13 protein-coding genes and 1 pseudogene are annotated in these 14,640 nt (G+C 55.5%); 8 read left to right on the top strand and 6 right to left on the bottom strand.

The annotated features are described in order from the left end of the window. Nucleotides 1-113: 113 nt before the first annotated feature. Complete coding sequence (locus tag VW41_02260; GenBank protein AJZ87954.1) at nt 114-749, top strand: methionine sulfoxide reductase A; 636 nt, start codon at nt 114-116, stop codon at nt 747-749. A 47-nt stretch (nt 750-796) separates the two neighbouring features. Here VW41_02260 and VW41_02255 read toward each other — a convergent pair whose 3' ends face one another. After that, a complete protein-coding gene (locus tag VW41_02255; protein AJZ87953.1) occupies nt 797-1,645 on the bottom strand; it encodes a hypothetical protein in 849 nt (282 codons plus the stop codon). A 404-nt stretch (nt 1,646-2,049) separates the two neighbouring features. Then, nucleotides 2,050-2,853: pseudogene (locus VW41_02250) on the bottom strand (hypothetical protein). 500 nt (nt 2,854-3,353) lie between these two features. Between VW41_02250 and VW41_02245 the strand changes: the two are divergent. Continuing rightward, on the top strand, nt 3,354-4,691 hold the full coding sequence (locus VW41_02245; GenBank protein AJZ87952.1) for a membrane protein: 1,338 nt from the start codon (nt 3,354-3,356) through the stop codon (nt 4,689-4,691). Nucleotides 4,692-4,749: 58 nt separating this feature from the next. On the opposite strand, the gene VW41_02240 is transcribed toward VW41_02245, so the two are convergent. Then, on the bottom strand, nt 4,750-4,956 hold the full coding sequence (locus VW41_02240) for a hypothetical protein (GenBank protein AJZ87951.1): 207 nt from the start codon (nt 4,954-4,956) through the stop codon (nt 4,750-4,752). Between the two features lie 325 nt (nt 4,957-5,281). On the opposite strand from VW41_02240, the gene VW41_02235 reads away from it, so the two are divergent. Continuing rightward, complete coding sequence (locus tag VW41_02235) at nt 5,282-5,839, top strand: hypothetical protein (protein AJZ87950.1); 558 nt, start codon at nt 5,282-5,284, stop codon at nt 5,837-5,839. Here the strand turns inward: VW41_02235 and VW41_02230 are convergent. Beyond that, a complete protein-coding gene (locus VW41_02230) occupies nt 5,829-6,575 on the bottom strand; it encodes an adenosine-3'(2'),5'-bisphosphate nucleotidase (protein ID AJZ87949.1) in 747 nt (248 codons plus the stop codon). The two genes, VW41_02235 and VW41_02230, sit on opposite strands and share 11 nt — an antisense overlap. A gap of 201 nt (nt 6,576-6,776) precedes the next feature. Between VW41_02230 and cpdB the strand changes: the two genes are divergently transcribed. Next, nucleotides 6,777-8,708 (top strand): 2', 3'-cyclic nucleotide 2'-phosphodiesterase, encoded by a 1,932-nt coding sequence (gene cpdB, locus VW41_02225; protein AJZ87948.1) that lies wholly within the window; start codon nt 6,777-6,779, stop codon nt 8,706-8,708. A gap of 5 nt (nt 8,709-8,713) precedes the next feature. On the opposite strand, the gene VW41_02220 is transcribed toward cpdB, so the two are convergent. Then, nucleotides 8,714-9,109, bottom strand: a complete 396-nt coding sequence (locus VW41_02220) for an HxlR family transcriptional regulator (protein ID AJZ87947.1) — start codon at nt 9,107-9,109, stop codon at nt 8,714-8,716. Between the two features lie 92 nt (nt 9,110-9,201). Here VW41_02220 and VW41_02215 point away from each other — a divergent pair, with 92 nt between their 5' ends. The 3 genes from VW41_02215 to VW41_02205 all read left to right on the top strand — a co-directional run bounded on the left by VW41_02215 (nt 9,202) and on the right by VW41_02205 (nt 11,996). Continuing rightward, on the top strand, nt 9,202-10,050 hold the full coding sequence (locus VW41_02215) for a quinone oxidoreductase (GenBank protein AJZ87946.1): 849 nt from the start codon (nt 9,202-9,204) through the stop codon (nt 10,048-10,050). Nucleotides 10,051-10,128: 78 nt separating this feature from the next. Then, a complete protein-coding gene (locus tag VW41_02210; protein ID AJZ87945.1) occupies nt 10,129-10,950 on the top strand; it encodes an AraC family transcriptional regulator in 822 nt (273 codons plus the stop codon). Between the two features lie 80 nt (nt 10,951-11,030). Next, complete coding sequence (locus tag VW41_02205; GenBank protein ID AJZ87944.1) at nt 11,031-11,996, top strand: membrane protein; 966 nt, start codon at nt 11,031-11,033, stop codon at nt 11,994-11,996. 63 nt (nt 11,997-12,059) lie between these two features. Here VW41_02205 and VW41_02200 read toward each other — a convergent pair whose 3' ends face one another. Beyond that, complete coding sequence (locus tag VW41_02200) at nt 12,060-13,715, bottom strand: chemotaxis protein (protein ID AJZ87943.1); 1,656 nt, start codon at nt 13,713-13,715, stop codon at nt 12,060-12,062. A gap of 244 nt (nt 13,716-13,959) precedes the next feature. Here VW41_02200 and VW41_02195 point away from each other — a divergent pair, with 244 nt between their 5' ends. After that, a complete protein-coding gene (locus VW41_02195; GenBank protein AJZ87942.1) occupies nt 13,960-14,625 on the top strand; it encodes an iron-sulfur cluster repair di-iron protein in 666 nt (221 codons plus the stop codon). Nucleotides 14,626-14,640 lie beyond the last annotated feature (15 nt).

Below are 14,640 nucleotides of genomic sequence, written 5' to 3'. Positions count from 1 at the left end.
AGCCTAAATCTTTCTTATATGTAATGTAGTCTGTAACTCGGATGTATTGTCTGCAATTGCAGGTCTGATGACAACCGCTCGCTTTTTTGCCGATTTTCGGGAGATCCAACACCATGTCATTCTTCGACAAAACTCACACTGTGACGCAGGCCGATGCCCTGCCCGGCCGCAACACGCCGATGCCCGTCGCCACGCTTCACGCGGTTAACGAACACTCAATGACAAATGTACCAGATGGGATGGAAATCGCGCTGTTTGCGATGGGATGTTTTTGGGGCGTCGAGCGCCTGTATTGGGAGATCCCTGGCGTTTACAGCACGGCCGCTGGCTACAGCGGCGGCTACACGCCAAACCCAACCTACCGTGAAGTTTGCAGCGGCCAGACCGGCCATGCGGAAGCCGTGCGCGTCGTTTATGATCCGAAAGTCGTTAGCTACGAGCAGCTTTTACAGGTGTTTTGGGAAAATCACGATCCGGCTCAGGGGATGCGCCAGGGCGGGGACGTCGGCACCCAATACCGCTCGGCAATTTACCCGCTAACGCCGGAACAGGACAAAGCCGCCCGCGCCAGCCTGGAGCGTTTCCAGGCCGCAATGGATGCCGCCGGTGATAAACGTCAGGTCACCACTGAAATCGCCAACGCAGGTCCATTCTACTACGCGGAAGACGACCACCAGCAATACCTGTTCAAGAACCCGCACGGCTACTGCGGCATTGGCGGCATCGGCGTTTGCCTCCCGCCCCAGTAAGCGCTCCCTAAAAGCCAGTCAACCGACTGGCTTTTTCTTTGGCACCGTTAGCCAAAGCCAACCCAGGCTCTCTGATTATTCACATCCAGCGTCGCGGAAGTATGACCATTCCCGAGACTTGCCATGCAGATGTTATTTGCCACGCCATGCTTGTTCAGCGCCGCCAGCATCGCCCGCACGTTACCCGCCGCCCCCTGATCGTTAGCCCCCACCAGGAACACCTCGGTTTTATGCGCTGACGGATGCAAATGCCGGGACAGCATATCCTCCAGAGGAATTCCCCCTGAGCCGCTGCGCTGCGGGTTATCCATATGCAGCGCCAGGCTTTTCCCATCCTGGACAATCATCGCCGCCAGGCAAGGTGCCAGATCGGTTGTGAACAATGCGGTTTTCTGGCGAGGCGGCTGGTGAATCACCTGCGCACGGTTATTGCCCTGGGCAAAAAACTGCAGTTTGTATCCCTCATCCGCAAAACGCTCGTGTGAACGACGGAACGGCACGCCCTGGTTTTGCTGATTCATCGCCAGCTGCAGCGTTTGCAGGGAACCCAGCTGTAAAAGCGCTTTGGCCGGAAAGGTCTGCAGCGGGTTGCCGGACACATTCAAATGTTTGAGATGCGTCAGCGCGCCCAGCGATTCGGGCAGCGCCGTCAGGCCTCGTTCGCTCAGATCTAATGTTTCCCCCCGGCACTGAAAGTTATTCATTATTTCACTGCTGGCAGCCGCCCTGGCCTTGCTTTCTTCCGCCGAAGGAGCCGCCGCGGCCCAATTTTTGAGATCGCCGTGTAAATCACTGGCGTGCAGGCCAGAGGAAGCGACCTGAACCGACGCCGTTGAAGGTGTGCTGGTAAGAGACGGCATGCCCGAAGGCCGCGCCGCCGTAGAATTAATATGCATAATCAGGCTCCGACATAAACTGCCAGTATGTGGCCGTAACTCCCCTATCGGTTCCTTTACACCTGCTGCTCAGCGGCATTAAGGGTGGTTACCGGCCGACGATTTAAGGCCGCCTGGAGCTGATGCCCTATCCAGCCTGCCGCGGAGTTCACGGCCGCCGGAACGCTTTCCTGCAGCGTTTGCGTCATTTTATCCGCCACCGAGTCAGCGAGAATTTCTGCCGCAGGAACGGCGAAAAACACCGGGGCAGAAGCCACCACGTTGGTCGCATGGCTGATGGCGCTTAGCGAAGCGGCATTCACTCTTGGAAAGGCGCTCGCCACAGCGCCGCTAATGGCGCTGCGCAGGCTTATCACACCGGCAAAACCACCGGCCAGCATCGCCGTTTTTCCCAGGCTCGGCGCAGAGAGAACGCTGGCCGTCGCTTTCAGGCTGTCCGTTGCAATATCCAGGGGCAGTTTTGCCACGCGCTGAGCCGCATTTTTTAGCGTATCGCCCACCACATGCGTATTTTTTAACTCCGTGAACCGCGACTGCCAGTCATGGCGCCCCAGTAAAAACTCCGGCCCGGTTCGGCCTTTGCTTTCATCCACCGCATGCAAAATGGCGCTCATCGCGCCGCCCGCCACCAGCCCACCCGCCGCAGACAGCCACGTATCGGCTTCACCGGCCACTTTCGCCCCGGCAAAATGCGTCAATGTTGCCGCCGTCGCCAGGCGCGCAAGATTGCGGGCCGAATAGGTCTGGATGGCTAACCCGGTTTCTGCCACCGTCGTCAGCAAGCTCGCTTTTACCTCTTTTACCGCTTCGCGCATGGCCGGATGCAGGTCGCTGTCTTTGGCGGACAGCCACTGATTAGTTGCCGTGGCGCGGTTAAGCAGCGTGGTGCCTATCGTGTCGGCGATGCTGGACTGCAGGCCAGCATGGAGGCCAATTTCCGCCGCTGTGTGGGCAAAGGCGCTCAACAGCGGGACTTTATCGTAGGCGACCGAAGCGGCAGCAAACGGAATCGCTCTTACCGCCCCTCGTGCGATTTGTCCCAGCCTGTCCAGCTGGTGCCCTTTCGTCAGCACCGCCTCAACGGAGGCCGGCGTTTCCCCCATTTTATGTAATTCCCGGGTTCTCGACTCAATCAGGTCATGCATTTCAGCATGGTTATCGCCGTTAATGTGCTTGCCGAATAACGCCCCAAGCTGATGATGAATAGCGGCTTCATTGGCCGAGCCATAAACGCTGTCTCCCACAAAATGCAGGCTTTCATGCGCGCTTACGGCGGCAGAAGTGGCCACAGATGAGCGGGAAGCAATCGACGCAGGCCGCTGACCGCTGTGTTCCGGTAATGGAGGAAGTTCCGCCGCATGCCTGTGCGCGGAAGTAACGGAATTGACCATGTGAACGCTCTCCTGATAGTGGGCTAACCGGTCAGGTGAGTGGCCAAAAGAGAAGAAAAGTTCCGGGGATAAAAAGATGCAAGACAGCTTATACAGCACGCCAAACGTTAAGTGCATTAATCAAAAAACAGATCAGTTAAAAGGCGGCTTACCGCCGGTTAAATTACAACCTCTGGTAGCACATCCCATCCTTACGCTATACTACTCCTTGAATTTGCTGGCTCGTTCACAAAAGCGGCCAGCATTTCTTGTGTTTGACCCCTTAGATTTATCCACTTTTCCCTTCCGAGGACCTGGCCACAACAGCCAGATAAATTATGTTAAACAGTATTTTGATAATACTTATCCTTATTGCTATTAGTGCCTTTTTCTCAATCTCTGAGATCTCGCTTGCCGCCTCTCGTAAAATCAAACTTAAGCTGTTGGCCGATGAAGGCAACGTAAACGCGCAGCGCGTGCTGAAGATGCAAGAAACGCCGGGCACCTTCTTTACCGTGGTGCAAATAGGCCTGAACGCCGTGGCAATTCTCGGCGGTATCGTCGGGGATGCGGCCTTCTCTCCAGCGTTTAAAACGATGCTGGAGCGCTTCCTGTCGCCGGAGCTGGCCGATCAGCTCAGCTTTATTTTGTCGTTCACCCTCGTGACCAGCTTGTTCATTCTGTTTGCTGACCTTACGCCGAAACGCATCGGTATGATTGCGCCTGAAACGGTCGCTCTGCGTATTATCAACCCGATGCGCTTCTGTCTGTTTGTTTTCAGACCTTTGGTGTGGTTCTTCAACGGCCTGGCTAACGTTATTTTCCGCATCTTCAAGCTGCCGATGGTGCGTAAGGACGACATTACTTCTGACGACGTTTACGCGGTATTTGAAGCCGGTGCGCTGGCGGGCGTGCTGCGTAAGCAGGAACACGAACTGATTGAAAACGTCTTTGAGCTAGAATCCCGTACCGTACCGTCTTCCATGACCTCCCGCGAAAACGTGATTTGGTTCGACCTGCATGCCGACGAACAAAGCCTGAAGTCCACCATCGCCGAACATCCGCACTCCAAGTTCCTGGTCTGTAACGGCGATATCGATCACGTCGTTGGCTACGTTGATTCCAAAGAGCTGCTGAACCGCGTGCTGGGCAACCAGAGCATGGCGCTGAACAGCGGCGTGCATCTGCGTAACGCCCTGATTGTACCGGACACATTGACGCTCTCCGAAGCACTGGAAAGCTTTAAAACCGCCGGGGAAGACTTCGCGGTCATCATGAATGAATACGCGCTGGTGGTGGGCATCATTACCCTGAATGACGTGATGACGACGCTGATGGGTGACCTGGTCGGCCAGGGCATGGAAGAACAAATCGTGGCCCGTGATGAAAACTCATGGCTGGTGGAAGGCGGCACGCCGATTGATGACGTCATGCGCGTGCTGGATATCGACGAGTTCCCGCAGTCCGGTAACTATGAAACCATCGGCGGGTTCATGATGTTTATGCTGCGTAAAATCCCGAAACGCACCGACTCGGTGAAGTTCTCCGGCTATAAGTTCGAGGTGGTGGATATTGATAACTACCGCATCGACCAGCTGCTGGTGACGCGTATCGACAATAAGCCTGTCGCGCTGTCGCCAAAGCTGCCTGATGGCGAAGAGCCTCAGGAGCAGTAAGCTAGCTGCAGAAACACTAACGGCCCCTTCGGGGCCGTTTTTTTTACAACTTTTGGGCCTAACCCATATCCGCCTGTAAGCGCATTACCTGGCGGTTAACCTCGGACATCACCGAGTAGTGCTGCTTATCCTTAACTTTCGGGACAAGGATTTTGCCCTTATCAAATTCGAAAGCGCCAACGTCCTTGATATACAACCGTCCACGGAACAGGATCTTCACGTACTTCGCCACCTGAAGGGGGTTGTAACGTTGGAAAATTTTCATTGTTCTTTACTCCTGCATGTTAACGCCTCTGCGAGCTACATTTGGCCCGACAAAATGAGGCGAAAAAGTTTGGTGCTCGAAAACTATAGTCCAGATATCGAAGGTCACCTAGTGTGTAGAAGTTTTTTTACTAAAAGATTACAAAGTTGCAGAACAATATTTTTAATTGTAAAAAACGGCAGCGTAAGCCTTCAAATTTCAGGGTTATGTGCGTCAGCCCGCAAACTGGCACTTTGCTTGCGGGACAGATGCTTATTCAGCACATATGCTTAAAACATCGACCCAAGTGGTCGGATCACCTGCTAACAACAATAAGGAGTCACCGATGACCCTGCGCAAAACGCTGGCGCTGTCTTTGCTGCTGCTGCCGCTCATGGCCTCAGCCCATAACTTTGAAAATAACCAGCGAGTTTCCCCTATTGGCATAACCGACAAGGGCGAGCTGGTGCTGGATAACAATAAGTTTAGTTATAAAAACTGGAATAGCGCGCAGCTCCCTGGGAAAGTGAGAGTCCTGCAGCATATTGCCGGCCGCTCGAGTGCCAAAGAAGAAAATGCGGCCATGGTCGAAGCCATCAAAGCGGCAAAATTCCCGCACGACAAGTACCAGACCACCACCATTGTGAACACCGACGACGCGATTGTGGGCACCAGCATGTTCGTGCGCAGCAGCATCGAAAGTAATAAGAAAGAGTTTCCGTGGTCGCAGTTTATCGTCGACAGCAACGGCGTAGCGGCGAAAGCCTGGCACTTGCAGCAGGGCGGCTCAGCTATTGTGGTGCTGGATAAAGAAGGCAGGATTCAGTTCGCCAAAGATGGCCCGTTAACCCAACAGGAAGTGCAGCAGGTGATTAGCCTGCTGCAGGGGTTACTCAGTAAATAGAAACGCGGAAACCGGGATTCAGGAACGACTCGCGCGGGGTATAGTCCAGCGGCTTACCCTGCCAGTCATGAACGTGCGCTCCGGCAGCGACCGCCACGGCGTGTCCTGCCGCAGTGTCCCAAATGTTGGTTGGCCCAAAGCGTGGATAGAGCTGGGCCTGGCCGTCGGCCACCAGACAGAACTTCAGCGATGAGCCAATGGCCGTGGTCTGGTGCTCGCCCATCTGCTGGAGATACTCTTTCAGCTCGCTATCGTTGGCGGCATGGGACCGGCTAACCACCACGCGCGGTGGGCGGGCATCACGGACATGAATCTGATTTCGCACCCCGCACTCTTCCTTCCAGGCCTTCCCATCTGCGGCGCTGTACATAATCTTCAGCACCGGCGCGTAGACAACGCCCATCACCGCTTTCCCACCTTCAATGAGCGCGATATTCACCGTGAACTCGCCGTTACGCTTCAGGAACTCTTTTGTGCCGTCCAGCGGATCGACCAGCCAGTAGCGCTGCCAGCTTTGACGGGTATCCCACGACTGGGGATCTTCCTCTGACAAGACGGGGATATCCGGCGTCAACGTCTTCAGCCCTTTCAAAATAATGTCGTGGGCGGCGAGATCCGCCGCCGTCACCGGAGAGTCATCAATCTTATGCGTCGCTTCAAGCGGCTTCTCTCCCTCATAGACCTGCATGATAGCGGCCCCGGCCTCGCGGGCCAGCTGGCAAATTTGTTCTAACATTCTCCACCTCGTGTTGTGTCTCAGCGCTACATCGAGCGAATAACTTATTGTTTTACTTATATCTCATTGCACCACGATGCGCTATCTGTGAAGCATTTCTGGTTTACCGGACTCAATTTCTGGCAGACTTCACAAAATTGTAAGCAACAGTCTGTATATACATTGCCCTTTGTGGCGTACCTCTAAAAAGGACATTTAAACATGATTAAGTTTAGCGCAACGCTTCTGGCGACGCTGATAGCCGCCAGCGTCAATGCGGCCACCGTTGACCTGCGGATCATGGAAACGACCGATCTGCACAGCAACATGATGGACTTCGATTACTACAAAGATACGCCTACTGAGAAGTTCGGTCTGGTACGCACCGCAAGTTTGATCAATGCCGCGCGCGGTGAAGTCACCAACAGCGTGCTGGTGGATAACGGCGATATTATCCAGGGCAGCCCGTTGGGCGATTATGCCGCCGCCAGGGGGCTGAAAGCCGGGGAAATCCATCCTGTCTATAAGGCGCTGAATACGCTCGACTATACCGTTGGCAACCTGGGCAACCACGAATTCAACTATGGCCTCGACTTCCTGCATAAAGCCCTGGCAGGTGCCAGGTTCCCGTACGTGAACGCCAATATCATCGATGTAAAAACCCAAAAACCGATGTTCACGCCGTACCTGATTAAAGAAACCGAAGTCAAAGACAAAGACGGCAAAACCCAGACGCTACGCATCGGCTACATCGGCTTTGTACCGCCGCAAATCATGACCTGGGATAAGGCCAACCTGAGCGGCAAAGTGACGGTGAACGACATCACCGAAACTGCGCGGAAATACGTGCCGGAAATGCGCCAACAGGGTGCGGATGTGGTGGTAGTGATTGCCCACTCGGGGCTTTCCAGCGAGCCTTATCAGGCGATGGCCGAAAACTCCGTTTATTACCTCAGCCAGGTGCCAGGCGTGGACGCCATTATGTTCGGCCATGCCCACGCCGTATTCCCTGGGAAAGATTTTGCCAACATTAAAGGGGCCGATATCGAAAAAGGCACCCTGAACGGCGTGCCTGCCGTGATGCCGGGCATGTGGGGCGACCACCTTGGCGTGGTAGATCTGGTGCTGAGCAACGACTCCGGCAGCTGGAAAGTCACCAGCAGCAAGGCAGAAGCACGGCCAATTTATGACAGCGTAGCCAAAAAATCCCTGGCGGCAGAAGACCAGAACCTGAAGAAAGTGCTGGAGCACGATCACACCGCAACCCGCGAATTTGTCAGCAAGCCAATCGGTAAATCGGCGGATAACATGTACAGCTATCTGGCGCTGGTGCAGGACGACCCAACCGTTCAGGTAGTGAATAATGCGCAGAAAGCCTACGTTGAGAAATACATCCAGGGCGACCCGGACCTTGCGAATCTGCCGGTGCTCTCCGCCGCCGCCCCGTTCAAAGTGGGCGGACGTAAAAACGATCCGGCCAGCTTCGTTGAGGTCGAAAAAGGCCAACTGACCTTCCGCAACGCCGCCGATCTCTACCTTTACCCGAACACCCTGGTGGTCGTGAAAGCGACCGGTAAAGAGGTCAAAGAGTGGCTGGAATGTTCCGCCGGGCAGTTCAACCAGATCGACGTAAACAGCACCAAGCCTCAGGAATTAATCAACTGGGACGGCTTCCGTACCTATAACTTCGATGTGATCGACGGCGTAAATTATCAGATCGACGTCAGCCAGCCGGCCCGCTACGACGGCGAATGCCAGATGGTGAACCCGAAGGCAGAGCGCATCAAAGATCTCACCTTCAAGGGCAAACCTATCGACCCGAACGCCATCTTCCTGGTCGCGACCAATAACTATCGCGCTTACGGCGGCAAGTTTGCCGGAACCGGCGACAGCCACATCGCTTTTGCTTCACCAGATGAGAACCGCGCGGTACTGGCCAACTGGATAGGCGCCCAGGGCGAAATTCACCCAGCGGCAGACAACAACTGGCGTCTGGCCCCCATCGCCAGCCAGCAGCCGCTGGATATCCGCTTTGAAACCTCCCCTGGCGACAAAGCCGCCGCCTTTATCAAAGAAAAAGGCCAATACCCAATGAAAAAAGTCGCTAACGACGACATTGGTTTTGCTATCTATCAGCTTGATTTAAGCAAGTAACTCTCTCAGGCGTCCCGTTTCTCTCGGGACGCCATCACCTGCGGCAAATTCTCTTCTATCCAGTCGGCTAGCGAGGCCACTTTATCGGCAATTTCATGGCCCATCGGCGTCAGCGTGTACTCCACGTGAGGCGGCACAACCGGGTAAGATTTGCGATCCACAAAGCCGTCCGCCTCCAGCCACTGCAGCGTCTGCGCCAGCATTTTCTCGCTCACGCCGCCCATCTTGCGCCTTAAATCGCTAAAACGATGAGTGCCATCCTGTAATGCCACTAAAATTAAGACACCCCAGCGGCTGGTCACATGTTTCAGCACATCCCGGGAGGGACATTTTTCGCTGAACAGATTGCCGTTGCGCAGTTGTTCGCTCAGCGTCATGGGCGCTTCGATGATTTCACTCATTTAATACTTACCTTTTTGTACGTACTTACTAAAAGTTAGTTAGGGTGCTAGTGTGGCACAACTTGTTCGAAACATCACTCAGGAGATTGATCATGATTGCGATTACCGGCGCATCCGGCCAACTGGGCCGCCTTGTCATTGAAAATTTATTGCAAACGGTGAAAGCCGAAGAGATCGTGGCCGTTGTGCGTAACCCGGCCAAAGTTGACGATTTTGCCAGCCGTGGCGTACAGGTTCGTGCGGCGGATTACGGGGATGTAGCTGCGCTGGCAAAAGCTTTCTCCGGCGTGGAAAAAGTGCTGCTCATCTCCTCCAGCGAAGTTGGCCAGCGCGCCGTTCAGCACAGCAATATTATTACCGCGGCGAAGCTTGCGGGCGTGAAACTCATCGCCTATACCAGCCTGCTGCATGCCGATAAATCGCCTCTGGCCCTCGCCGAAGAGCACATTGTCACGGAGCAACAGCTCAAGGCCTCCGGTGTTCCGTTCACGCTGCTGCGTAACGGCTGGTATACCGAAAACTATCTGGCCAGCGTGCCGCCTGCAATTCAGCACGGCGTGTTTATCGGCAGCGCCGGTGAAGGCAAAATTGCCTCAGCAACGCGGGCTGATTACGCGGCGGCGGCCGCTAAAGTGCTGACGCTGGATAATCAGGCGGGCAAAGTTTATGAGCTGGCGGGAGACCACGGCTGGACGCTCGCAGAACTGGCGGCGGAAGTAAGCCAGCAAAGCGGCAAGCCCGTGGTTTATCAGAACCTGAACGAGGCCGATTTTAAAGCTGCCCTGCAGGGTGCTGGCCTGCCGGAGGGCTTCGCCGCGCTGCTGGCGAACTCAGATGCAGGCGCGGAAAAAGGCGGACTGTTTGACGACAGCCACCAGCTTAGCAAGCTGATTGGTCGCCCAACCACCTCGCTTCGCGACAGCGTGAAAAGCGCCCTTTAATTGTTAAAAACTGGTTAATAACTAGCCCTGTACGCGGACATCTCTATAATAACGGGAGTATCCGCGTGGAGAGAAAGCGTGCAGGGAGTTCCCGAGCAGTTTAGCGATGAGAGAGACAGCGCCCAGTTCCGGCATTTGCCGCACCTGCCGGGCGTTGAGCTTTATCATGCCCATATTGCGAAATACGCCTTTGAGCCACACACCCACGAAGCCTTCGGCATCGGCGCCATAACCTGGGGCGCAGAGCGCTTCCGCTACCGGGGTGAACAGCTGGTTGCCCCCACGGACTCGCTGGTGCTGATGAACCCGGACGAGCTGCATACCGGCGAAGCCGCCAGCGAAGATGGCTGGCAGTACCGCATGATTTACCTGGATCCTAATCTGCTGGAATCGCTGACCGGGGAAAGAAGCTGGTGGTTTAACGCCGCCGTCAATCACGACCCCGCCCGCGCCCGCCAGGTTTCGCAGTTTATCGCGGGCCTTTGGCAAGCCGAAGACACGCTCACCCAGCAAGGGCTGCTGCTAAATCTCGTCGAGGCTTTTCGCCCCTACGCCCGTCACCTTCCTGGGCTTCACGAGGCGGCAAACCGCTTCGCTCTCGTGCGCGAATACCTTTACGACAACTATATGCATACCATCACCCTTGAAGATTTAGCGGCGCTGGTCTCCCTTAGCCCTTACCATTTCCAGCGGCAGTTTAAAGCCTGCTACCACGTCACTCCCCACCAGATGCTGATGGCGATTCGCCTGTGGCACGCCAAACAGTTCCTCACCAGCGGCATGCCGGCCGCCCAGGTTGCCGCCGCCAGTGGCCTGACGGATCAGGCGCACCTGACCCGTGCGTTTGCCCAGCGCTACGGCATTACCCCCGTGCGTTACCAAAAGCAGGTTACCCGCTAACAAGACAGCAACCTCGTACAATACTCTGCCGCGCTGCCCCCCTACACTGCGGCTAAATTGTGCTGTTGCAGGAAATGAAGATGTTAAGTGGTGTGCTGTATGCTCTGCTGGCGGGGCTAATGTGGGGATTAATTTTCGTTGGGCCAATCATCGTTCCGGATTACCCGGCGGCCCTGCAGTCGACCGGGCGTTATTTGGCCCTCGGGCTGATTGCCCTTCCCATCGCCTGGCTTGGGCGAAAACGCCTGCGCGAGCTGAGCCGCCAGGACTGGTTTACCGCCCTAAAGCTTTCGAGCGTGGGGAATCTGATTTATTACGTCTGCCTGGCGAGTGCCATTCAGCGTACCGGCGCGCCTATTGCGACGATGATCATCGGCACACTGCCGGTGGTGATCCCTATTTTTGCTAACCTGCTGTACAGCAAAAGGGATGGGAAGCTGCCGTGGCGCCGCCTCGCCCCAGCGCTGGTAGTGATTGCCGCCGGGCTGATCATGGTGAATACCGCCGAGCTGCGCGGTGAGCAGGCCGATTTTAGCTGGTGGCGCTATGTCAGCGGCATCCTGCTGGCGTTTGTTTCGGTCGCCTGCTGGGCCTGGTATGCCCTGCGCAACGCCCGCTGGCTGCGGGAGAACCCGGACAAAAACCCGATGATGTGGGCGACGGTTCAGGGGCTTTCCACGCTGCCTTTCTCGCTGATCGGCTATATCGGCGTGTGCATTTGGATGGGGAGTCAGGATGCGGGCTTTACCCTGCCCTTTGGCCCACGCCCGGCGGTGTTTATCACGCTGATGCTGGCCATTGCCATTCTCTGTTCGTGGCTGGGGAATCTGTGCTGGAACATTGCCTGCCAGCGCCTGCCGACGGTAATTGTCGGTCCGCTGATTGTCTTTGAGACCTTAGCTGGCCTGGCTTATACCTTTATGATTCGCCAAAACTGGCCCCCGCTGCTGACGCTGTGCGGAGTGCTATGCCTGACAACTGGGGTGGTGCTGGCGGTGCGCTCTAAACCAGAAAAAGAGACAGTGGTTCAGGTTTCCGAAGCGTAAAAAAGCCGGGGCTTAGCCCGGCCTGAGAGAATGAGATCCCGGCCTAATATAGCCGGGATTTTTTTAGAAAGTTTCCCAGTTTGCATCCGAAACCGGCATTGCCGGTTTTGTTTTCAACTGCGGCGTTTGTACCTGCGTGGCTTTTGCCAGTGCCTGCGCGCGGCGGTGGATTTTAAACACCGCTACCGCTTCATTGAGGCGCGAGGCCTGCTCTTCAAGCGCAGCCGCTGCTGCCGCAGATTCTTCGACCAGCGAGGCATTCTGCTGGGTGACGCGGTCCATCTCCGCCACGGCCTGTCCAACCTGATCGATACCCCGGCTTTGCTCGTCCGATGCGGATGCAATTTCACCCATAATATCGGTAACCCGGGTTACGGCGCTGACGATTTCCGCCATCGTTTTACCGGCCTCATTCACCAGGTCCGAGCCCGCGTTGACACGCTCGCCGGAATCATCGATCAGAGCTTTAATCTCTTTTGCCGCCTGGGCGCTGCGCTGGGCAAGCGTACGCACTTCCCCAGCGACCACCGCAAACCCGCGGCCTTGCTCACCCGCTCTTGCCGCTTCTACCGCTGCGTTCAGCGCCAGAATGTTAGTCTGGAAGGCAATACCGTCAATCACGCTGGTGATTTGGGCGATTTTGCTTGAGCTGGTGGCGATTTCATCCATCGTCCGCACCACGCCGGCCACCACATTGCCGCCTTTTTTCGCGGTTGTGGAAGCGTCCAGCGCAAGACGAGAAGCCTGGCGCGCGTTGTCGGCGTTTTGCTTCACCGTGGCCGTCAGTTGTTCCATGCTGGCCGCCGTTTCTTCCAGCGAAGCCGCCTGCTGTTCGGTGCGGGAAGAGAGATCGTTGCTGCCGGCAGAAATTTCACCGGCGCCGGTGTAAATGGTATCGGCCCCATCGCGTACCACGCTGACGGTATTCGCCAGTGCGGTTTGCATTTCTTTCACGCTGTTAGCCAGCCGGGCCATTTCGTTTTTGCCTTCTGCCTCAATGGGCCGGGTCAGGTCGCCTGCGGCAATGGCACGAATATGATCCATCACATCACGCAGCGGCATCAGCAGGACGCGACGCATCGCTACCCAACTCACCACAATCACGCCGATTACGCCAAGCATGACGATGCTAAGAGTCCACAAAATCCGCTGGTAGTCGGCCTGGTTATCGCGAACGCCCTGGCTGGAGAGTTCGGCCTGCTCATCGCGCCATTCGCGGTAAACCTTCTGCATCGCCACCTGCTTTTGTTCCGCATTTTGCTTGAACATTTGCTCCAGGTCGCTCTGGGCCAGGAAGGTGTTCATTTTGCTGAGCGTAGAAGCGTAGTTATGGTACTGCGCTTCCAGTTCATCGCTCAGGTGCGGCCGTAAGCCAGGCGTATCGGGTAACGCCCGGTACTTTTCAAAATGGCTTTGGGCTTCCGCCAGCAGCGAATTAGCCGTGGCGACTAACTCCTGGAGCTGGCCGCCGTTAATCTGATTCGCCATGCTGCCCTGAATACGCAGCATGCCGCGGTTCAGCGTGACGCGAGCCTGGTTGAGGCCGATCCAGGCATCGGTAAATTCGGCCACATTCTGGCTGGAGAGCTGGGAGACAGTGAAGTTGTTCTTATCGTTATTGAGGGCATTGATGAAAACCGTGGCTGACAGCAGTTGCATGAGCCCTAGCGCAATCAACACGGAAACCAGTAAGGTGATAACTTTCATTCTTTTAAACATATATAGCCCTTTATTATGCAGATATTGTCCGACGTCTAACTATCGGCAGCGCCTCCTGGTTATTTATGCTTCGTCCACCAAAAACCACCATTTTTGGGGATTTTTTGTAATCATTCAGTATGTTAAGTGGAAAACATTTTTTGTGATCTACATCTCGCTATGATCGCTGCCCCGAAAGGGTTATAGTGCGCACATAAAGATGCATTTAGAATACATCTTATATTTCATTGTGAGGAATCAAGCTATGGCCTACCGCGATCAACCTTTAGGTGAACTGGCGCTGACTATTCCACGCGCTTCCGCGCTGTTTCGTAAACTGGATTTAGATTTTTGCTGCGGCGGAAAACAAACGCTGCTGCGCGCGGCAACGCGTAAGGAACTGGATCTGGAAGAGATTGAAGCTCAGTTGGCCGCCCTGGCCACAGAACCGGCAGAGAAAGACTGGCGTGCTGCGCCGCTGGCAGAAATCATCGATCACATCATTGTGCGCTTCCACGACCGCCATCGCGAGCAACTGCCGGAGCTGATTCTGCAGGCAACCAAAGTCGAGCGCGTCCATGCCGATAAGCCCAATGTGCCGAAAGGGCTGGCGAAATATCTCACCATGCTACATCAGGAACTGAGCAGCCACATGATGAAAGAGGAACAGATCCTGTTCCCGATGATTAAGCAGGGCATGGGCGCTCAGGCGGGTGGCCCGATTAGCGTGATGGAAAGCGAGCATGATGATGCGGGCGAACTGCTGGAAGTGATCAAGCACACCACCAATAACGTAACGCCGCCGCCGGAAGCCTGCACGACGTGGAAAGCGATGTATAACGGGATTAATGAACTGATTGAAGATCTGATGAACCACATCAGCCTGGAGAATAATGTCCTGTTTCCACGGGCGTTGGGCGGGGAAAAATAAGCACTTGGCCTTACA

The organism is Klebsiella michiganensis, from assembly GCA_000963575.1.
GTDB lineage: Bacteria > Pseudomonadota > Gammaproteobacteria > Enterobacterales > Enterobacteriaceae > Cedecea > Cedecea michiganensis_A.
This window is presented reverse-complemented; position numbering and strand designations above follow the sequence as displayed.

What these genes read in the sequence shown, in the direction of transcription:
- VW41_02260 (AJZ87954.1), top strand. Translation starts at nt 114, where the DNA reads ATGTCATTCTTCGACAAAACTCACACTGTGACGCAGGCCGATGCCCTG.
- VW41_02200 (AJZ87943.1), bottom strand. Translation starts at nt 13,715, where the DNA reads ATGTTTAAAAGAATGAAAGTTATCACCTTACTGGTTTCCGTGTTGATT.
- VW41_02245 (AJZ87952.1), top strand. Translation starts at nt 3,354, where the DNA reads ATGTTAAACAGTATTTTGATAATACTTATCCTTATTGCTATTAGTGCC.
- cpdB (AJZ87948.1), top strand. Translation starts at nt 6,777, where the DNA reads ATGATTAAGTTTAGCGCAACGCTTCTGGCGACGCTGATAGCCGCCAGC.
- VW41_02195 (AJZ87942.1), top strand. Translation starts at nt 13,960, where the DNA reads ATGGCCTACCGCGATCAACCTTTAGGTGAACTGGCGCTGACTATTCCA.
- VW41_02215 (AJZ87946.1), top strand. Translation starts at nt 9,202, where the DNA reads ATGATTGCGATTACCGGCGCATCCGGCCAACTGGGCCGCCTTGTCATT.
- VW41_02220 (AJZ87947.1), bottom strand. Translation starts at nt 9,109, where the DNA reads ATGAGTGAAATCATCGAAGCGCCCATGACGCTGAGCGAACAACTGCGC.
- VW41_02230 (AJZ87949.1), bottom strand. Translation starts at nt 6,575, where the DNA reads ATGTTAGAACAAATTTGCCAGCTGGCCCGCGAGGCCGGGGCCGCTATC.
- VW41_02255 (AJZ87953.1), bottom strand. Translation starts at nt 1,645, where the DNA reads ATGCATATTAATTCTACGGCGGCGCGGCCTTCGGGCATGCCGTCTCTT.
- VW41_02205 (AJZ87944.1), top strand. Translation starts at nt 11,031, where the DNA reads ATGTTAAGTGGTGTGCTGTATGCTCTGCTGGCGGGGCTAATGTGGGGA.
- VW41_02240 (AJZ87951.1), bottom strand. Translation starts at nt 4,956, where the DNA reads ATGAAAATTTTCCAACGTTACAACCCCCTTCAGGTGGCGAAGTACGTG.
- VW41_02235 (AJZ87950.1), top strand. Translation starts at nt 5,282, where the DNA reads ATGACCCTGCGCAAAACGCTGGCGCTGTCTTTGCTGCTGCTGCCGCTC.